Here is an 18,026-nt window from a genome sequence, read left to right on the forward strand (position 1 = left end):
CGCTACGCGCGCTCGCGCAGCACCAGCACACCCAGTGCGCCCACCACGGCCAGACCCGCCGAGACGACCGCGGCGACGTTCGCGCCGTGGGCCGGGGAGCCGCCGCCCGAGGTCACCAGGGCGATGGTGAGGGCAACGCCCGCGCAGGAGCCGATGTAGCGGAACGTCTGCTGGGCGCCCGAGCCCATCGCCGCCCGTTCGGCGGGGACCGACTGCACGGCTACCAGCGGGAGTGCGGCGTTGAGCAGCCCGCTGCCCACGCCGCCGATCACCAGACCCGGGAGCACGCGGGTCCAGGAACCCGAGCCGACCGCTCCGAGCATGGTCAGGACGGCCGCGGCGTGCAGCGCGAAGCCGAGGGCCAGTTGGTGGCGCGACGAGATCCGGCCGGCCAGGCGCTTGGCCTGGAGTGCGACCGCGAAGGACAGTCCGGACCAGAGCAGGAACAGCCACGCCGTGTCGAGCGGGGAGAGGCCGAGCGTCCGCTGGAGCAGGGTGGGCAGGAAGGTGAACAGGCCGAGCACCGCGAGGCCCGTGAACAGACCGCCCACCGCGGAGCCCAGGAAGGGCGGGCGCCGGAGCAGGGAGAGATCGATCATCGGGGTGCGGTTGCGGTGCTCCACCAGGGCGAAGGCCGCCATCAGGACCACGGCCGCCGCGAACAGCAGCGCCACCGGGGTGCGCAGCCAGCCGTCGCGGCCCAGCGTCAGCGCCGCGACCAGGGCGACCAGGGCGAGGCTGAAGACCAGGGCGCCCACCAGGTCGGGGCGGCCGCCGCGCGGGGCGCGGGACTCCGTGAGCGCGCGTGCGGACAGGGCCGCCACGACGAGCGTCACGGCACCGAGGACCAGGTAGGTCGTCCGCCAGCTGGGCAGCGCCCCGGCGACCAGCGGGCCGACCGCGATACCGCCGCTGACGAAGGCACCCCACACACCGGTCGCGTGCAGCCGCCCCTTCGGGGTCGGGAAGGCCTGCACCAGCAGGCCGAGGCTGCTGGCGAGGATCGCCGCGCTCGCCGCACCCTGGGCGATGCGGGCCAGCGTGAAGAGCAGGGTGGACGTCGTGAAGCCGCCGAGCAGGGTGGTGATGCCGAGGGCGATCGTGCCCGCCACGAAGATCCGGCGGCGGCCGTAGTCGTCGGCGAGGCTGCCGGCCACCAGGAGCAGGGCGGCCAGGCCCAGGGGGGTGCCGTTGAGCAGCCAGGCCTGCGCGGAGACCCCGGTGTGCAGATCGGCGGCGATGCCGGGGAGCGAGACCGCCGGCGCGGTGTACGTCATCAGCGCCACCGCGGTGGCCGCGCTGGTCAGGGCGAGGGTGGGGGTCGCCCGGGGAGTCTCGGGGGCCGTGCCGGTGGCGGCGGCGGTCCGTGCGGTGCGTTCCAGCTGTGGCATGGCCTGCCCTTTCCGGGGCTGGTCGGTTCAGGGTTCGACCGACAGGTGTTCAACGGTGTGAGGTTGGACAGTCAGGTTCGTTCACTGAACCTTGCTGGCATGACCGTAGCAGGCGCAGGTTCGTTCATTGAACCAAGTTTCGGAAAAGTCGATTCGGTCAATGAACCAACTGGTCGGGATCTGGCTACAGTGGGACGCATGGCTCTTGGCAAGGACTACGCGACGCAGGAGTGCTCCATCGCCCGTGCGCTGGAGGTCGTCGGCGAGCGATGGACGCTGCTCGTCGTGCGGGACGCGTTCTACGGCGTGCGCCGCTACAACGACTTCCTCGTCCACCTCGGCATTCCGCGTGCCGTGCTGGCCGCCCGCCTCCAGACCCTCACCACCGAGGGGATCCTGGACAAGCACCGCTACCAGGAGTCACCGCCGCGGGACGAGTACGTCCTGACCGCGCGCGGCCTCGCCCTGTGGCCCACCCTGCGGGCGCTCGGCCTGTGGGGCCGCGACTTCCTGGACAAGCCGGGCCTGCGCATCTTCCGGCACGCCGTCTGCGGTACCGAGGAGGAGCTGGGGCCGTACGGCGAATGCCCGGCCTGTGGAACCGTCGTACCGGTCTCGGACGTCGAACTGATGCCGGGACCCGGGCTGGACCGGGACCCGGCCGATCCGGTCAGCCGTGCGCTGCTGAAGCCGAAGAGGCTGCTGCAGCCGCTGGAGACCGAGCCTGTATGACCGAGCCTGTCCAACGGGCACCAGCCGTCGGGACGGCGCGAGCGGTAGGGGAGGGAGAGCGGTCCATGGTCCGGATGTCGGTGAATCCGCGCCCCGCCGTCGTGCTGCTGATCCTGCTCCTGCAGGTCGCCCTCCTCGACACCGGCAGTCTGTCCGCCGCCGTCGCCTTCGCCGCGACCGCCGCGGCCGGTGCCGCTCTCGCCGTCTGCGCGCTGATCGCCGCCCGCAGCGCCCCCGCCGTGCCGCCGACCCGGGTGCGCACGGCCATCCGCGACCGCGAGCACCGTACGGCGTTCCTGCCGCAGCGGGACCCGGACGCCCGGGGCCGTACGCGACCGCGGGCGCCGGGCCGTGCCCTTCCGGCGACCGCCGCGTAGGGCACCACACTCGTCCGTTCCGTACGTCCCCTGTGTGTGACCCCGCGCGGGTCGTCATGCCGACACCTCTTCACACCGGCACGACGAGACCCCCGGAGGGCTCATCCATGTCCACGTTCATGTCCGTGTTCGCCGATCTGGTCGACCGGCTGGCCGTCCTTCTCCAGCCGCTCTTCCACGCCTCCTCGGCGGCCGCGGCGATCGTCCTGTTCACCGCGCTGGTACGACTCCTAGTCCACCCTCTGTCCCGGGCCGCCGCGCGCGGACAGCAGGCACGTGCCAGGCTCCAGCCGAAGATCGCCGAGCTGCGCGCGAAGCACGCCCGCAGCCCCGAGAAGTTCCAGCGGGCCGTGGTCGACCTGCACGCGCGGGAGAACGTCTCCCCGCTGTCCGGTCTGCTGCCCGGCCTGCTCCAGATCCCCGCCTTCTTCCTGCTCTACCACCTGTTCTCGAACACGACGATCGGCGGCGGCAGCAACGACCTGCTCGCCCACAGGCTCTTCGCCGCGCCGCTCGGCGGCCGGTGGGCCGACGCGCTCGGCCACGGCGGCCCCCTCGGTCCGGCCGGGCTCGTCTACCTCGCCCTGTTCGTGCTCGTCGTGGCCGTCGCAGCCCACAACTACCGGCGGACGAAGCGGATGACGGCCGCGATCCCGGTTCCGGCCGGCGATGCCGGGCAGGTTCCCGGACTCGGGGCGGTGACCCGGGTCGCGCCGTTCCTGTCCTTCTTCACTCTCGTCACCGTGGCGGTGGTGCCGCTGGCCGCCGCGCTCTACGTGGTGACGAGCACGACATGGAGTGCGGTCGAGCGGACGCTGCTGTACCGCTGACCGCGTGGCGATGCGGTCCAGTCCGTGAACCGGGTATTGCGGACTGGACGTCGACCTTGGAGGATCGACCAGTCCTCCGATGGCTGGGCCGGCCGCACTCGGCTGTATCCATCGGCCGGGATGCCGCGATCGAGGGAGATTGTGATCATGAAGCTGCTGCGAGTCGGTACGGCGGGGGCCGAGCGCCCCGCGGTGCTCGACGCCGAGGGGACGCTGCGGGACCTGTCCGGTCTCGTCCCGGACATCGACGGACCTCTGCTCGCCGACGACGCGGCGCTCGGCCGGATCCGCGCCGCCGCCGCGTCGGGCGAGCTGCCGGAGCTGGACCCGGACGGGCTGCGCATCGGACCGCCGCTCGCCCGTATCGGCAAGATCGTCTGTATCGGGCTCAACTACCACGACCACGCCCGCGAGACCGGCGCGCAGCCGCCCGCCGAGCCGGTCATCTTCTTCAAGGCCTCGGACACGGTGGTCGGGCCGCATGACACCGTGCTCGTGCCGCGCGGTTCCACCAAGACCGACTGGGAGGTCGAGCTGGCGGTCGTCATCGGTCGTACCGCCCGCTACCTGGAGTCGGAGGAGGAGGCGCTCGCGCATGTCGCCGGGTACGCGGTGGCGCACGACGTCTCCGAGCGCGAGTTCCAGATCGAGCGCGGCGGGACGTGGGACAAGGGGAAGAACTGCGAGACGTTCAACCCGCTCGGACCGTGGCTGGTGACCGCCGACGAGGTGCCCGACCCGCAGGGCCTGTCGCTGAAGCTCTGGGTCAACGGCGACCTGAAGCAGGACGGGACGACGGCCGAGCAGATCTTCCCGGTCGCCGAAGTCGTGCGGTACGTCAGCCGGTTCATGACCCTGTACCCGGGCGACGTCATCAACACCGGTACGCCGGCGGGCGTCGCGCTCGGGCAGCCGGACCCCAAGCCCTATCTGCGCGCCGGGGACGTGGTCGAGCTGGAGATCGAGGGGCTCGGCAGGCAGCGTCAGGAGCTGAAGGACGCGTAGCGACCGCGCCGGGGAACCGCGCGGGTGCGGCAGGCCGGGACCGATGCGGCCGCTCGCGCGGTTCCCCACGCTCCTAACGGAGCCCGGTGAACTTCTCCAGTGCCTCCACCACCAGGGCGTGGTCCTCCACCTGAGGCAGACCCGAGACCACCACGGTCCCGATCACTCCGGCGCCCTCGACCGCGATCGGGAACGCGCCGCCGTGCGCCGCGTACGTGTCGGCGTCCAGACGTGAGGACTCCTCGAACGTCGTGCCCTTCGCCCGGAAGCGGGAGCCGACCAGCAGGGAGGAGCAGCCGTAGCGCTCGACGACGCGGCGCTTGCGGTCGATCCAGGCGTCGTTGTCGGGCGTCGAGCCCGGCAGTGCCGCATGGAAGAGCTGCTGGCCGCCGCGACGGATGTCGATCGCGACCGGTGCCTTGCGGGCCCGTGCCAGCTCCACCAGCAGGGTGCCGAGGACCCAGGCGTCGTCGTGGGTGAAGCGGGCGAGCGTCAGGCGCCGCTCCTGGGCCTCGAGTTCCGCGATCTCCGGTGCCGTGCTCACAGCGTCACCACCACACCGTCGCGGGCCGAACGCCGGGCCGCCTCCAGGACGTCGAGGGCCGCGGCCGCCTCGTGCGCGGTGACCGGGCCCGGGCCGCCCTCACACAGGGCCTTCGCGATCGCCGCGTAGTACGCGGGGTAGTCGCCGGGGAGGGTCGGCACGGGGTCGCCGCCGCCGGTGAGCGGGGACTCGCCGGCACCGATGCGGCCCCACAGCGGCTCGGGCTCCCGGCCCCAGCCGGGTCCGGGGCGCAGGCCCTCGCGCAGCGCCGCCTCCTGCGGGTCGAGTCCGTACTTGACGTATCCGGCGCTTGAGCCGAGCACCCGGAAGCGCGGGCCGAGCTGGGCCGTCGTGGCGGAGACGTACAGATGGGAGCGGACGCCGCCGGTGTGCGTGATCGCGATGAACGTGTCGTCGTCGGTCTCCGCGCCGGGACGGCGGACGTCCGACTCGGCGTACACGGAGGCGGCCGGGCCGAAGAGGACCAGAGCCTGGTCGACGACATGGCTGCCCAGGTCGTAGAGCAGACCTCCGACCTCTGTCGGGTCGCCGGACTCACGCCAACCGCCCTTGAGCTGGGGGCGCCAGCGTTCGAAGCGGGACTCGAAGCGCCAGACGTCGCCGAGCTCGCCCTCCGCCAGCAGCTTGCGGAGTGTCAGGAAGTCGTTGTCCCAACGCCGGTTCTGGAAGACGGAGAGCAGCAGGCCGCGCGCCTCGGCCAGCCCGGCCAGCTCGCGCGCGTCGGCCGCCGTGCCCGCGATCGGCTTGTCGACCACGACCGGCAGACCGGCCTCCAGGGCGGCCGTGGCGATCGGGACGTGCGTCTTGTTCGGGGAGGCGACGACGATCAGGTCCAGCTCGTCCGCCCGGGGCCACAGCTCGTCCGCGGTGGCGGCGGTGCGCACGTCGGGGAACTCCGTACGGGCCTGCTTCTGCCGCTCGGGGTTCGAGGTGACGACCGTGTCGAGGACAAGGCCCTCGGTCGCGGAGATCAGCGGGGCGTGGAAGACGGAGCCAGCGAGGCCGTAGCCGACCAGGCCCACGCGGAGAGGGGTGTCAGTACCAGGGACTGTGCCAGTCATGCCCCCTACTTTCGCAACGCTGTTGCCAAAGTGCAAGCGCGGGGGAGAATGGGCGGGTGAACAGGACGTATGAGGGAGGCGGAGCAGGCAGGCGCGGGGTCGGGACGGCCGCGGCCGGCGGAGCCAACCTGCCGGCGCTGCGCAGCCACAACACGGCCCTCGTGCTGGATCTGCTGCGTACGGCCGGGGAACCGGGGATCAGCCGTCTTGAGCTGGCGGAACGCACTGGGCTCACCCCGCAGGCCGTCAGCAAGATCACGGCCCGGCTGCGCGCGGACGGCCTCGTGACGGAGGCGGGCCGTCGCGCCTCCACCGGCGGCAAGCCGCGCACGGTGCTGCGGCTGGTGCCCGGCGCCGGGCATGCCGTGGGGCTGCATCTGGACCGGGACGAACTGCGCGCCGTGCTGTGCGATCTCACCGGCGCGGTGGTCGGCGCGCGGCGGGCTCCGCTGGACCTCGGCGCCGGCGCCCGGGCCGTGGTGGAGGGGGCCGCCCAGGAGGTGGAGGCCCTGCTGTCCGAGGGTGTGGCGGAGCGGTCCGGCCCGGTACCGGCCGGGACGCCGGAGGACGTCGCGGCCGCGCGGCCCACCGTGCCCGTCCTCGGCGTCGGTGTCGCACTTCCCGGTCCGCTCGACCATGCCCGCGGCGTGCTGCACCGGGTCACCGGATTCCCCGAGTGGGACGGGTTCCCGCTGCGCGACGCACTCGCGCGGCGGCTCGGGGTGCCCGTGGTCGTCGACAAGGACACGAACGCCGCCGCGCTCGGGCTGGCCCTGGGCGGGGCGGCCGGCGGCGCCGACGCGTCGTTCGCCTATCTGCATCTCGGGACCGGGCTCGGCGCCGGACTCGTCGTCGGCGGGGCCGTGCACCGGGGCGCCCGGACCGGAGCCGGGGAGTTCGGTCACCAGGTGGTCCAGCTCGACGGGCCGCCGTGCGGATGCGGCGACCGCGGGTGCATCGAGGCGCTGTGCCTCGCCGCCGTCGCACGGGGAGACATGGCCGAGGCGGCCCGTGTGCTCGGCACGGGTGCGGCGAACCTCGCCGGACTGCTCGACATCGACCTCGTTCTGCTCGGTGGCCGCACGGTCGCCGAGCACCCCGACGCCTTCGAGCGGGGAGTGGGCGCCGTCCTCGGCGCCCGGGCCCGGCGCGAGGGGTCGGCCACGGCCGTCCCGGTGCGGATCGCCCCCGGCGAGGCGCGCGGCGTCGCGGAGGGCGCGGCGCAGCTGCTGCTCGCGCCGCTGTTCGGGCGGGCGGAGGGGTGACTCCCCGCCCCGCGCCGTCCGGCCGGGCGGTCGAGACGGGCGCGGCGGTGCGGCGGCTGCGCTGATCGAGGGGACTTGGGCGGCGGACCCCGGCCGGCAGGGCGTGGCGTGCTCCGGCAGCCGTCGTCCATGGCGGGTTCATGGGTGTCATGCGATTGTCTCGACGACCCCGGCTGGCCCCGGCGGTGCCGTGCGCCCTCGCCGCCACCGTCCTCCTCCCGCAGGCCTCGGCCATCACTCTGACGGCGGATCAGCAGCCCGGCTGCGTCGCCCCCGTCGGTACCTCCTTCCCGCTCACCACCCGTATCCACGGCGGCCCCGGCGTGTACGAGTCCGGTGGCGCCGCCCACACCTGGTTCATCGACCTGAAGAACACGACCGCGCACCGCTGCGGCAGCATCCACCCGGTGCTCGTCCTGGTCGACGCCGCACGGACGATGACGGCCGCTCAGCCGCGGCTGGAGTTCTTCGACGGCGACCGCCCGCACCCGGTCGCCTTCACCCGCACCGACCGGGCCGAGCTGGTCGGCGTCTTCGACGGGGGCCTTCCGGGCTTCACGGTCGACCCGGGACGGACCCTCAGCGTGAAGGTGCGGCTCGCGCTGGCCCCCGGCGCCCGGCCGGACGACGTCGTGGCGAACGCAGCGATCGTGCAGCGGCACGGGAACGACGGGGACTGGGTCGGGGAGTCGAACGACTACCGGTTCCGGATCGAGGCGGCGGGCGGCCCGACCGGGGCGCGCACGGAGGCCGAGCAGAGGACGCGGCCTCCCGCCCGGCGCAGCCCGGCCGGGGACACGCTGGCCGACGCCGGGCCCCAGCAGACGCACGGACTGGGCGGGGTGTCCACCGGGCTGCTGGTCATGGCGGGTGCGGTCCTCGTGGCGGGGCTGCCCGTGCTGCTGTACCGCAGGCGCCGCTGAGCCGGCCGAACGCGGCGCCCCCTCCCGGCGGAGCCGGGTCCGTCTGCGACGATCAACCGGTGGACTACCCGAACGACCAGGACCCAGGTGCCCCCATCCGCTCCGGCATCCCCGAGCACGGCCGCATCCCGAAGTACTACGCGGTCAAGGCGCGGATCGCCGCGCTCGTCGCGGAGTTGGGCGAGGGCGGGCTGCTGCCCACCGAACGCGATCTGTCCGAGCGGTACGACGTCGCGCGCGAGACCGTACGGCAGGCGCTGCGCGATCTGCTCCTCGAGGGGAAGCTGCGGCGGCAGGGGCGGGGAACGGTGGTCGCGGGACCCAAGCTGGAGCAGCCGCTGTCCCTGGCCAGCTACACCGAGGGCGTCCGCCGGCAGGGGCGCACCCCGGGCCGTGGCCTCATCACCCTCGACCGCTTCCCCTGCAACGACACCCTCGCCGCCGACGTCGGCCTCACCCGCGGCGAACCGGTCTGGCACATGGAGCGCGTGCTGCTCGCCGACGACGAGCGCGTCGGTCTGGAGAGCACCTATGTGGCGGTGGCGCGGGTGCCGAGGCTGGACACCGACTTCGACCCCGACTCCTCCTTCTACAGCTACCTCCACGATCAGGGCATCGTCTTCGGCGACGCCGACGAACGCATCGAGACGGTGCTGGCCGCGCCGCGCGAGGCCCTGCTGATCGGGACTCCGCCGGCCCTGCCGATGCTGCTGATCCACCGCGTGTCCCGCGACACGCTGGGGCGGCCGCTGGAGCGGGTCAGGACGCTGTACCGGGGGGACCGGTTCTCCTTCACGGCGCATCTGGGCGGCTGACGGACGCACCGGGCGGGTCCTGGGGACCCGCCACTTTTTATAACGTGACGGTAACGGGTCTAGCCCAAACTTGAAGGGCGGTTCACCCTTCGGATGCCGAACGGATCCTTCCGATTTCCCGAACCCGAGGAGCGTGGCCGTCGTGAGAGTGACAGTCGTCGGAGCCGGCGTGGTGGGTACCCTGCACGCCTGGCAAGCAGTGGAACGCGGCCACGAGGTCGTACAGATCGAGCGGGAGACCGAGGCCCGGGGTGCCTCGCTGCGCAACTTCGGGCAGATCTGGGTGAGTGGCCGCGCCGCCGGCGAGGAGCTGGAAACGGCCCTTCGCGCCCGGGAGCTGTGGGAGGGACTCGGCGCCCGGGTGCCCGCGCTGGGCTTCCGCCCCAACGGCTCGCTGACACTGGTGCGCACCGACCACGAACGTGCCGTCGCCGAGTCCGCGCTGTCCCTTCCGGACGCGGCCGTGCGCGGTTACAAGCTGCTCACCCCGGCCGAGGCGCGCACGCTGAACCCCGCCCTGCGCGGAACGTACGAGGCCGCGCTGTACTGCGAGCGGGACGCGGCGGTCGAACCGCGCACCGCCCAGCTCGCGCTGCGCGCCGAGTTGCTGCGCCACCCGAACTACACCTTCCTGCCGGGCCGCGAGGTCCGCGAGGTCACCGGCCCCGGCACGGTCCGTGACGACCACGGCGAGGTGCACCGGGCGGACGCCGTCGTGCTGTGCACGGGCGCCTGGCTCGGCGGACTGGTGAAGGAGCTGGCGCCCGACCTGCCGGTGCGCCGCGTACGGCTGCAGATGATGCAGACCGACCCCCTCGGTGAACCGCTGCCCACCTCGGTGGCCGACGCCGACAGCTTCCGCTACTACCCCGCCTACCGCGGCGAGGCCCTCGACCACCTCGAGGCCGCGCAGCCCCAGTCCCCGACCGCCGCCGCCCACCGCATGCAGCTGCTGATGGTGCAGCGCGCGGACGGCGGCCTGACGATCGGCGACACCCACGAATACGAGCACCCGTTCGCCTTCGACACGCTCGAAGACCCCTACGAGCATCTGACCGGGGTCGTCGAGGGTTTCCTCGGCCGGCCACTGCCGAGGATCCGCCACCGCTGGGCGGGGGTGTACGCGCAGTGCACCGACCCAGGCCGGGTCGTGCACCGTCAGCAGGTGCGCGAGGGGGTGTGGCTGGTCACCGGGCCCGGCGGGCGCGGCATGACCTGCGCACCCGCGATCGCCGAGACCACCGCGAACGAATTGGGTTGGTGAACCACCTCATGACCGACATACGTCTTGTCGTCCTGGACATGGCCGGCACCACCGTCGCCGACGGCGGACTCGTCGAACAGGCCTTCGCCGCTGCCGCCGCCGAGCTGGGCGTGCAGCCCGGCTCCGCCGACCACGCGGAGAAGGTGGCCTACGTACGGGCCACCATGGGCGAGTCCAAGATCTCCGTCTTCCGCCACCTGTTCGGCGAGGAAGCGCTCGCCCGCCGGGCCAACTCGGCCTTCGAGAAGGCCTACGGCGAACTGGTCGACGGCGGCCACGTCCACGAGATCCCGGGCGCCCGCGCCGCCGTCGAGGAACTGGTGGCCGACGGGCGGGCCGTCGTGCTCACCACCGGATTCGCCCGCGTCACCCAGGACGCGATCCTCGACGCCCTCGGGTGGCGGGGGCTGGTCCCGCTCACCCTGTGCCCGGCCGACGCGGGAGGCCGCGGGCGGCCGTATCCCGACATGGTGCTCGAGGCCTTCCTGCGCACCGGGGCGGCCGAGGACGTGCGGCAGATCGCGGTGGCCGGTGACACCTCGTACGACATGCTCAGCGGTGTCCGGGCCGGGGCGGGCCTGGCGGCCGGGGTACTCACCGGTGCCCACCACCGCGATGCGCTGCGCGCCGCCGGGGCCACCCATGTGCTCGCCTCCGTGACCGGGCTCCCCTCCCTGCTGAGGGGGGACGAGGAGGAATGACCGGCATTCGCTTCGACCGGGTGTCGGTCGCGTACGACGGGACCACCGTGCTCGACGGGCTCGACCTCACCGTCGAACCGGGCGAGGTGATGGCACTGCTCGGCCCGTCCGGATCCGGGAAGACGACCGCGCTGCGGGCCGTCGCCGGGTTCGTGCGCCCGGCTTCGGGGCGGGTGTTCCTCGGCGGCCGGGACGTCACCGGCCTGCCGCCCCACCGGCGCGGCATCGGGATGGTCGTCCAGCAGTACGCGCTCTTTCCGCACATGCGGGTGGCGGACAACGTCGCGTTCGGCCTCAGGGCGCAGAAGGTGCCCCGGAAGGAGATCCCCGCACGGGTCGCCGAGGCGCTGGAGATGACCGGGATGGGGGAGTACGGGCGCCGCTATCCGCGCGAGCTGTCCGGCGGCCAGCAGCAGCGGGTCGCCATCGCCCGGGCGCTCGCCGTACGCCCCGGCGTGCTCCTCCTCGACGAGCCGCTGTCCGCCCTGGACGCCCGGCTGCGCTCCGGCATGCTGGCCGAACTGGCGTGCCTGCACCGGGAGTTGCCGGGCGTGACGATCCTGTACGTCACGCACGACCAGGTCGAGGCGCTGACGCTGGCCGACCGCATCGCGGTGATGGACCGGGCCCGGTTGCAGGACGTCGGCACGCCCCGCGAGCTGTACCGGGCGCCGCGCACCGAGTTCACGGCGTCCTTCGTGGGCAACGCGAACCTGCTGCCGGTGACCGTCGGGTCGACGGGCGTCGCCTTCGACGGGGTCGAGTTGCAGGTGGACACGCAGGGGGCGGCGAAGGGTGCCACGGCGACCCTGTGCGTCAGGCCGCACCTCGTCGGGCTCGGACCCGGCCCCAACCGGCTGGCCGGAGTCGTGGGCGAGATCCAGTGGCGCGGCGCCACCCACCGTCTGTACGTGGACGTGGGCGGTCACCGGGTCATGGCCGACGTGCGCGAACTGAAGCGCCCGCCGGCGCCCGGCGAGGCGGTGGAGATGCACTTCGCCCCCGAGGACGCGGTGCTGCTGGCCGCGGAGGTCAGCCGTGACTAGGCGCCTGACCTGGGCGCTGCCTCCCGCGGTCCTGCTCGCCGCCGCGTTCCTCTATCCGCTGGTCCTCGTCGTCCGCCAGTCCTTCCAGCCCGACACCGGCGGCACCTCCCTCGAGCCCTACGCCGACGTCCTCGGCTCCGTCGCGTTCCGCGAGGCCCTGTGGACCACGGTCTGGCTGGCGCTCGCCGCCACCGCCTGCTGCCTGGTCCTCGGGTTCTTCCTGGCGCTGGTCATCGCCTTCGTCCCGTTCCCCGGCGCGAAGGCCGTCGCACGGTTCGTCGACGTGTTCCTGTCCTTCCCCTCCTTCCTCATCACGCTCGCCCTCCTCTTCCTGTACGGCACCGTGGGCATGGCCAACGGACTGTGGACCGAGGTGACCGGTGCGGCGTCCGGACCCTTCCGGTTCCTCACCACTCCCTGGGGCGTCCTCCTCGCGGAGGTCACCTACTTCACGCCCTTCGTGATGCGCCCCCTGCTGGCCGCCTTCTCGCAGCTCGACACCGCGCAGGTGGAGGTCGCCGCGTCGCTCGGCGCGCGGCCCGGGCGGATCGTGGGGCGGGTGATCCTGCCGGAGGCGCTGCCCGCGCTCGCCGCCGGCGGGGGCCTCGTCCTGGTGCTGTGCCTGAACGAGTTCGGCATCGTGCTGTTCACCGGCGCCAAGGGCGTCACCACCCTGCCGATGCTCGTCTACAGCAAGGCGATCCTGGAGTCCGACTACCCGGGCGCCTGTGTGGTCGCCGTCGTCAACGTCCTCGTCTCCGTGGGCCTGTACTGCCTCTACCGGGTGGTGAGCCGCCGTGCTGGTGCATAGCCGCGCCGGGAAGTGGACCCTGTGGGTTCTCTTCCTTCTCCTCTTCCTTCCCCTGTTCGCCCTGCCCCTGCTCGTCATCCTCGCGGCCTCGTTCGCCGGGCACTGGTCGGGCGTGCTGCCCTCCGGTCTCACCACCGGCCACTACACCGCAGCCACCCGTGGCGAGTCGCTCCAGGCGCTGATCACCAGCCTGGTCACCGCGGTGACCGCGAGTCTGCTCGCGCTCGCCGTGGGCACCTGGGGCGCGCTCGGCGCGCACGCGCTGCCCCGGCCCCTGCGCCGGGTGCTGGACACCCTGTTCGTGCTGCCCGTCGCCGTGCCCTCGGTCGTGGTCGGGCTCGCTGTCCTCGTCGCCTTCTCACAGCCGCCCGTGCTGCTCAACGGCACCCGGTGGATCGTGATCCTCGCCCACACCGTGCTCGTCACGGCCTTCGCCCACCAGTCCGTCTCCGCGGCCGTACTCCGCCTCGACCCCGCCTACGAGCAGGCCGCGGCCTCGCTCGGCGCCCGGCCCGCATACGTGCTGTGGCGGGTGCGGCTGCCACTGCTGCTGCCGTCCCTCACAGCTGCCGCGGGCCTCTGCTTCGCCCTGTCCATGGGCGAGTTGAGCGCCACGATGATGCTCTACCCGCCCGACTGGGTGCCGTTGCCGGTACAGATCTACGCCGCCACCGACCGGGGCTCGCTGTTCACCGGATCGGCCCTCGCGGTCGTCCTCATGGCGGCCACCCTGCTCGTCCTGTTCGCCGTGGCCCGTATCCGCACCCGGGCCTCCTACCGCTGACCGACCCGATCATCCGAATCACCCTGTCCCGCAAGGAGTTCATCTCGCCATGCCCACGAACATCGCCAAGCCGATCGCCGCCGTCCTCGGCAGCCTGGTCCTCGCCGGATCCCTGACCGCCTGCGGAGGCGACTCCTCCGCCGCCGACGCCAAGACCGTCACCGTCTACAGCGCGGACGGCCTCAAGGGCGAGAACGGCGACGGCTGGTACGACCGCGTCTTCAAGGACTTCGAGAAGCAGACCGGAATCAAGGTCGAGTACGTCGAGGGCGGCTCGGGCGAGGTGGTCCAGCGCGCCCTGCGCGAGCGGAGCAACCCCCAGGCCGACGTGATCGTCACGCTGCCCCCCTTCATCCAGCAGGCCGACGGCAAGGGACTCCTGGCGAAGTACGCGCCCCAGGGCTCCGACCAGGTCTCCGGCGCCGACAAGGCGCAGGACGGCACCTGGACCTCCGTCGTCAACAACTACTTCGGGTTCGTCTACAACAAGAAGGAGCTGAAGCAGGCCCCCACCACCTGGGAGGAACTGCTCGACACCCGGTACAGGGAGAAGCTCCAGTACTCCACCCCGGGTGTCGCAGGCGACGGAACCGCCGTGCTGGTCAAGGCGATGCACGACTTCGGCGGCAAGCAGGCGGCGCTCGACTACCTGAAGAAGCTCCAGGCCAACAACGTCGGCCCGTCGGCCTCCACGGGCAAGCTCGCGCCCAAGGTCGACAAGGGCGAACTCCTCGTCGCCAACGGTGACGTCCAGATGAACTTCGCCCAGTCCAAGTCCATGCCGAACCTCGGCATCTGGTTCCCGGCCGCTCAGGGCGGCAAGGCGACCACCTTCGCCCTGCCGTACGCGGCCGGCCTCATCGGCAAGGCCCCGCACAGCGAGAACGGCAAGAAGCTCCTCGACTACATGCTCGGCCGGACGGCGCAGCAGCAGGTCAGCGAGATCGGCGGCGGCTTCAGCGCCCGCACGGACGTCAAGGCCACCGACGCCAACGCCGTCGCCCTCACCAAGCTGATGGACGGCGTCGAGGTCTTCGAGCCGGACTGGTCCGACATCGACAAGAACCTTCAGTCCTACGTCGACGACTGGAAATCCGCTACGAACAGCTGATCGCTAGGCTGGGACTCACGCAGCGAGACGTACGGCAGGAGATCGCAGATGGCAGAGCGCAAGCCCATCGAGTCGTGGCTCACCGACATGGACGGTGTGCTCATCCACGAGGGTGTTCCGATCCCCGGTGCCGACGCGTTCCTCAAAAAGCTGCGTGAGTCCGGCAAGCCCTTCCTGGTCCTGACCAACAACTCGATCTACACCCCGCGCGATCTGCACGCCCGGCTCACCCGAATGGGTCTCGAGGTACCGGTGGCGAACATCTGGACCTCGGCGCTGGCCACCGCCCAGTTCCTGGACGACCAGCGCCCCGGCGGCTCGGCCTACGTGATCGGGGAGGCCGGGCTGACCACGGCGCTGCACGACATCGGCTACGTCCTGACCGACCAGGATCCGGACTACGTCGTGCTCGGCGAGACCCGCACCTACTCCTTCGAGGCCATGACCACGGCGGTCCGGCTGATCAAGAACGGGGCGCGGTTCATCGGCACCAACCCCGACGAGACCGGCCCCTCGCCCGCGGGCCCGCTGCCCGCCACCGGCGCGGTCGCCGCGCTGATCACCAAGGCGAGCGGCAAGAAGCCGTACTTCGCGGGCAAGCCGAACCCGCTCATGATGCGGACCGGGCTGAACACACTCGGGGCGCACTCCGAGACCAGCGCGATGATCGGCGACCGCATGGACACCGACGTGCTGGCCGGTATGGAGGCCGGGATGCAGACCTTCCTGGTGCTCACCGGACTGACCACGCGGGACCAGATCGACAGGTTCCCCTTCCGCCCCTCCCACGTCGTGGACTCCATCGCGGACCTGGTCGACATCGTCTGACCGGCACCGGGGCCGACCCTCCAACGGAGTAGTGGCGGCCCCCGTCCGGATGCGCCCGAGTGCCCGACGAGAGAACCTCCTGGTATCGGGAGGTTCACGATGGGCTCACTACGGCTCACTCTCTGTGCGGTGGCCGCCGTCGCAGCCGTCCTCGCGCCCACGGCGTACGCGGCGGACGAGCAGGGTGTCTCGCTGACCCCTGCGGCCCCCACGCCCGGCACCGACGTCCGGCTGTCCGTGCGGGGCTGTCCCGGTACGTCGGGCACCGCGGTGTCCGACGCCTTCGTCGCGGACACGCGGCTCGTCGGTGAGGACGGCACGCTGACCGGCGACACCCGCATCCGCTCCTCGTCGACCGCGGGCAGTCACGCCGTCACCGTCGACTGCGACGGCCAGGAGATCAAGGGTGTGATCACCGTGGCCGGGCCGTCGGCGTCCCCGCCGCCGGCCGCCTCGGCCTCCCCGAGCGTGAGCGCCCAGGCGCTCCCCACCACCACGGCCACCCCGTCAGCGCCCTCCTCGCCCACCGCGCCGGTCCAGGCGGGCGGCGGTGGCACCTCGAACGCCTCCCCCTCGGACGCCCGGGTCGCGGCACCCGGCACCTGGCATGCGGTCTTCGGCCTCCTTCTTGCGGGCGTCGCATTCGCCGCGGTCGTCGCCCGGGGTGTCCGCCGCAGTCGCGACACGGAGTGAAGCATGTCCAGACACGAACGATCCTGCGGCACCGGACGACTGCTGATGGGTCTCGCCTGGGTGGTCCTGCTGCTCGGGCTGTGGCAGTGGGGGAGTGAGATCACCGGCGTACGTCAGGGGAGCTCCGCGCCCATGACCGGCGACATGGCCGCCGTCGGACGTCCCCCGCAGCCCGAACTGCCGTCCGCCGTCACACCGTTGAGTCAGGCGGTACCACTGCGCGTCGACATCCCCGCTCTGGGGGTGCAGGCGCCGGTCGTGCCGCGTGGCCTGGACGGGCAGGGAGCGGTGGATCCGCCGCCCTACGACCAGCCGGGCGTGGTCGGCTGGTACCGGGCGGGAGTGGCACCGGGGGCCGCCGGGACCGCGTTGTTCGTCGGGCATGTGGACACCGAGAGCAAACCGGCGGTGTTCTACCGGCTGAGCGGTCTGCGGCCGGGCGCGGTGGTGCGCGTGGCCCGTGACGACGGCCGGGTCGCCCGGTTCACCGTGGAGGACGTCAAGGTCCTTGCCCGCGAGGCCTTCGACGCCCGGCAGGCATACGGCCCGAGGGAGCCGGGACGGGCCGAGCTCCGGCTGATCACCTGTGGTGGGAGCTACGACCGGGCGAGCCACACCTACTCGGCGAACGTGGTGGTGTCGGCGTATCTGACGGGCGTGGGCCGGTGACGCGGTCACAGCCCGCCGACAACAGCCGCCCGATCTCGTGGGCGGGACGCGAGGGGTATGTCAGGATTGGGGGGTAAGGCGGAACGCCCAAAGTGGTACACCCAAGGGGGAGTTGGATGTACGGGACGAGGGGTGGGGGGCCGCGGGCCGCCGCGGCGGCGGTGGGGGCCGCGCTGCTGCTGGCCGGGTGTTCCTCCGCCGGGGACGGGGAGGACCGCACAGAGCGTCCGAGCGGGACCGCCACCCAGCAGCCGAAGGCTTCGGACCCGTTCTGGGTCAACCCGGAAGGGAACGCGGCCCGTCAGGTCAGCGCGTACGAGAAGGCGGGCAGGGCGGCCGAGGCGGACCGGATCAGAAGGATCGCCGAGCAGCCGACGGGGGAGTGGATCGGTCCGGAGAACCCGGCGCAGGAGGCGCGGGGGTTCACCGAGGCCGCGGCGAGGGCGGACCGGACGGCACTCCTGGTCCTCTACAACATCCCACACCGCGACTGCGGCCAGTTCTCGCAGGGAGGCGCGGCCGACGGCGACGCGTACCGGGCGTGGATCGACGGCGTGGCCCGCGGGATCGGGGACCGGCGGGCGATGGTGGTCCTGGAGCCGGACGCCGTGCTGCACATGGTGGACGGCTGCACCCCGGCCGAGTTCCACGAGGAGCGGTACGACCTGCTCAAGGGGGCGATCGCCACACTCAAGGCGCTGAAGAACGCCAAGGTGTACCTGGACGCGGGCAACGCGGGCTGGCAGCACGCCGACCAGATCTTCGAGCCCCTGCAGCAGGCGGGTGTCGAGCAGGCGGACGGCTTTGCGGTGAACGTCTCCAACTTCTACTCGACGCAGGACTCGACCGGGTACGGCAAGCAGCTGTCGGCGAAGCTCGGCGGCAAGCGGTTCGTGATCGACACCAGCCGCAACGGCAACGGTCCCTACACGGGCGGGGATCCGCAGGAGCGGTGGTGCAATCCGCCGGGCCGCGCCCTGGGCGAGGCCCCGACGACCGACACGGCGGACCCGCTGGTGGACGCGTACCTGTGGGTGAAGCGTCCGGGCGAGTCGGACGGCACGTGCAAGGGCGGCCCGAAGGCCGGGCAGTGGTGGCCGTCCTACGCGCTCGACCTCACCGACGGCGGCACGTAGCCGCCCCGGCAGGACCGGG

20 protein-coding genes are annotated in these 18,026 nt (G+C 72.5%); 17 read left to right on the plus strand and 3 right to left on the minus strand.

Going from position 1 to position 18,026, the window contains the following annotated elements; genetic code table 11:
* Positions 1 to 2 precede the first annotated feature (2 nt).
* Complete coding sequence (locus ACSHXN_RS25380; protein ID WP_355129174.1) at positions 3 to 1,391, minus strand: MFS transporter; 1,389 nt, start codon at positions 1,389 to 1,391, stop codon at positions 3 to 5.
* A gap of 189 nt (positions 1,392 to 1,580) precedes the next feature.
* On the opposite strand from ACSHXN_RS25380, the gene ACSHXN_RS25385 reads away from it, so the two are divergent.
* The 4 genes from ACSHXN_RS25385 (at position 1,581) to ACSHXN_RS25400 (ending at position 4,335) form a co-directional block, all read left to right on the plus strand.
* Positions 1,581 to 2,123, plus strand: a complete 543-nt coding sequence (locus ACSHXN_RS25385) for a winged helix-turn-helix transcriptional regulator (RefSeq protein ID WP_355129176.1) — start codon at positions 1,581 to 1,583, stop codon at positions 2,121 to 2,123.
* Positions 2,124 to 2,188: 65 nt separating this feature from the next.
* A complete protein-coding gene (locus ACSHXN_RS25390) occupies positions 2,189 to 2,500 on the plus strand; it encodes a DUF6412 domain-containing protein (RefSeq protein WP_438303759.1) in 312 nt (103 codons plus the stop codon).
* Between the two features lie 119 nt (positions 2,501 to 2,619).
* On the plus strand, positions 2,620 to 3,330 hold the full coding sequence (gene yidC / locus ACSHXN_RS25395) for a membrane protein insertase YidC (protein ID WP_355798017.1): 711 nt from the start codon (positions 2,620 to 2,622) through the stop codon (positions 3,328 to 3,330).
* A gap of 147 nt (positions 3,331 to 3,477) precedes the next feature.
* Positions 3,478 to 4,335, plus strand: a complete 858-nt coding sequence (locus ACSHXN_RS25400; protein WP_355129179.1) for a fumarylacetoacetate hydrolase family protein — start codon at positions 3,478 to 3,480, stop codon at positions 4,333 to 4,335.
* A gap of 73 nt (positions 4,336 to 4,408) precedes the next feature.
* Here ACSHXN_RS25400 and ACSHXN_RS25405 read toward each other — a convergent pair whose 3' ends face one another.
* Positions 4,409 to 4,879, minus strand: a complete 471-nt coding sequence (locus ACSHXN_RS25405; protein WP_355129181.1) for a heme-degrading domain-containing protein — start codon at positions 4,877 to 4,879, stop codon at positions 4,409 to 4,411.
* Complete coding sequence (locus ACSHXN_RS25410) at positions 4,876 to 5,961, minus strand: Gfo/Idh/MocA family protein (protein WP_438303760.1); 1,086 nt, start codon at positions 5,959 to 5,961, stop codon at positions 4,876 to 4,878. Before ACSHXN_RS25410 ends, ACSHXN_RS25405 begins: the two co-directional genes overlap by 4 nt.
* A gap of 56 nt (positions 5,962 to 6,017) precedes the next feature.
* Between ACSHXN_RS25410 and ACSHXN_RS25415 the strand changes: the two genes are divergently transcribed.
* The 13 genes from ACSHXN_RS25415 to ACSHXN_RS25475 all read left to right on the plus strand — a co-directional run bounded on the left by ACSHXN_RS25415 (position 6,018) and on the right by ACSHXN_RS25475 (position 18,007).
* Positions 6,018 to 7,226, plus strand: a complete 1,209-nt coding sequence (locus ACSHXN_RS25415) for an ROK family transcriptional regulator (protein ID WP_438303761.1) — start codon at positions 6,018 to 6,020, stop codon at positions 7,224 to 7,226.
* 149 nt (positions 7,227 to 7,375) lie between these two features.
* A complete protein-coding gene (locus tag ACSHXN_RS25420) occupies positions 7,376 to 8,149 on the plus strand; it encodes a hypothetical protein (protein ID WP_355129185.1) in 774 nt (257 codons plus the stop codon).
* Between the two features lie 59 nt (positions 8,150 to 8,208).
* Positions 8,209 to 8,964, plus strand: a complete 756-nt coding sequence (locus tag ACSHXN_RS25425; protein WP_356109658.1) for a GntR family transcriptional regulator — start codon at positions 8,209 to 8,211, stop codon at positions 8,962 to 8,964.
* A gap of 142 nt (positions 8,965 to 9,106) precedes the next feature.
* Positions 9,107 to 10,228: a TIGR03364 family FAD-dependent oxidoreductase gene (locus ACSHXN_RS25430; protein ID WP_355129189.1), complete on the plus strand. Its 1,122-nt coding sequence runs from the start codon at positions 9,107 to 9,109 to the stop codon at positions 10,226 to 10,228.
* Between the two features lie 8 nt (positions 10,229 to 10,236).
* A complete protein-coding gene (locus ACSHXN_RS25435; RefSeq protein ID WP_355129191.1) occupies positions 10,237 to 10,929 on the plus strand; it encodes an HAD family hydrolase in 693 nt (230 codons plus the stop codon).
* Positions 10,926 to 11,975 carry an ABC transporter ATP-binding protein gene (locus tag ACSHXN_RS25440; protein ID WP_355129193.1) on the plus strand — a complete coding sequence of 350 codons (1,050 nt, stop codon included), beginning with the start codon at positions 10,926 to 10,928 and terminating at the stop codon, positions 11,973 to 11,975. The genes ACSHXN_RS25435 and ACSHXN_RS25440 overlap by 4 nt, the downstream gene beginning before the upstream one ends.
* Complete coding sequence (locus tag ACSHXN_RS25445) at positions 11,968 to 12,786, plus strand: 2-aminoethylphosphonate ABC transporter permease subunit (protein WP_356291701.1); 819 nt, start codon at positions 11,968 to 11,970, stop codon at positions 12,784 to 12,786. Before ACSHXN_RS25440 ends, ACSHXN_RS25445 begins: the two co-directional genes overlap by 8 nt.
* Entirely contained in the window at positions 12,773 to 13,570 is a 798-nt protein-coding gene (locus tag ACSHXN_RS25450) for an ABC transporter permease (protein WP_438303762.1), read from the plus strand. The genes ACSHXN_RS25445 and ACSHXN_RS25450 overlap by 14 nt, the downstream gene beginning before the upstream one ends.
* Positions 13,571 to 13,619: 49 nt before the next feature.
* Complete coding sequence (locus ACSHXN_RS25455) at positions 13,620 to 14,681, plus strand: 2-aminoethylphosphonate ABC transporter substrate-binding protein (RefSeq protein ID WP_438303763.1); 1,062 nt, start codon at positions 13,620 to 13,622, stop codon at positions 14,679 to 14,681.
* Positions 14,682 to 14,729: 48 nt separating this feature from the next.
* Complete coding sequence (locus ACSHXN_RS25460; RefSeq protein WP_355129200.1) at positions 14,730 to 15,509, plus strand: HAD-IIA family hydrolase; 780 nt, start codon at positions 14,730 to 14,732, stop codon at positions 15,507 to 15,509.
* A 129-nt stretch (positions 15,510 to 15,638) separates the two neighbouring features.
* Positions 15,639 to 16,202 (plus strand): hypothetical protein, encoded by a 564-nt coding sequence (locus ACSHXN_RS25465; RefSeq protein ID WP_355129202.1) that lies wholly within the window; start codon positions 15,639 to 15,641, stop codon positions 16,200 to 16,202.
* A gap of 3 nt (positions 16,203 to 16,205) precedes the next feature.
* Positions 16,206 to 16,871, plus strand: coding sequence for a class F sortase (locus tag ACSHXN_RS25470; protein WP_438303764.1), 666 nt, complete (start codon positions 16,206 to 16,208; stop codon positions 16,869 to 16,871).
* A 116-nt stretch (positions 16,872 to 16,987) separates the two neighbouring features.
* Positions 16,988 to 18,007: a glycoside hydrolase family 6 protein gene (locus tag ACSHXN_RS25475; RefSeq protein WP_355129206.1), complete on the plus strand. Its 1,020-nt coding sequence runs from the start codon at positions 16,988 to 16,990 to the stop codon at positions 18,005 to 18,007.
* Positions 18,008 to 18,026: the final 19 nt, after the last annotated feature.

Origin of the sequence: Streptomyces sp. HUAS TT11 (genome assembly GCF_051553595.1) — a bacterium.
Lineage (GTDB): Bacteria > Actinomycetota > Actinomycetes > Streptomycetales > Streptomycetaceae > Streptomyces.

What these genes read in the sequence shown, in the direction of transcription:
- ACSHXN_RS25380 (WP_355129174.1), bottom strand. Translation starts at nt 1,391, where the DNA reads ATGCCACAGCTGGAACGCACCGCACGGACCGCCGCCGCCACCGGCACG.
- ACSHXN_RS25390 (WP_438303759.1), top strand. Translation starts at nt 2,189, where the DNA reads ATGGTCCGGATGTCGGTGAATCCGCGCCCCGCCGTCGTGCTGCTGATC.
- yidC (WP_355798017.1), top strand. Translation starts at nt 2,620, where the DNA reads ATGTCCGTGTTCGCCGATCTGGTCGACCGGCTGGCCGTCCTTCTCCAG.
- ACSHXN_RS25400 (WP_355129179.1), top strand. Translation starts at nt 3,478, where the DNA reads ATGAAGCTGCTGCGAGTCGGTACGGCGGGGGCCGAGCGCCCCGCGGTG.
- ACSHXN_RS25410 (WP_438303760.1), bottom strand. Translation starts at nt 5,961, where the DNA reads ATGACTGGCACAGTCCCTGGTACTGACACCCCTCTCCGCGTGGGCCTG.
- ACSHXN_RS25420 (WP_355129185.1), top strand. Translation starts at nt 7,376, where the DNA reads ATGCGATTGTCTCGACGACCCCGGCTGGCCCCGGCGGTGCCGTGCGCC.
- ACSHXN_RS25435 (WP_355129191.1), top strand. Translation starts at nt 10,237, where the DNA reads ATGACCGACATACGTCTTGTCGTCCTGGACATGGCCGGCACCACCGTC.
- ACSHXN_RS25440 (WP_355129193.1), top strand. Translation starts at nt 10,926, where the DNA reads ATGACCGGCATTCGCTTCGACCGGGTGTCGGTCGCGTACGACGGGACC.
- ACSHXN_RS25455 (WP_438303763.1), top strand. Translation starts at nt 13,620, where the DNA reads ATGCCCACGAACATCGCCAAGCCGATCGCCGCCGTCCTCGGCAGCCTG.
- ACSHXN_RS25460 (WP_355129200.1), top strand. Translation starts at nt 14,730, where the DNA reads ATGGCAGAGCGCAAGCCCATCGAGTCGTGGCTCACCGACATGGACGGT.
- ACSHXN_RS25470 (WP_438303764.1), top strand. Translation starts at nt 16,206, where the DNA reads ATGTCCAGACACGAACGATCCTGCGGCACCGGACGACTGCTGATGGGT.
- ACSHXN_RS25475 (WP_355129206.1), top strand. Translation starts at nt 16,988, where the DNA reads ATGTACGGGACGAGGGGTGGGGGGCCGCGGGCCGCCGCGGCGGCGGTG.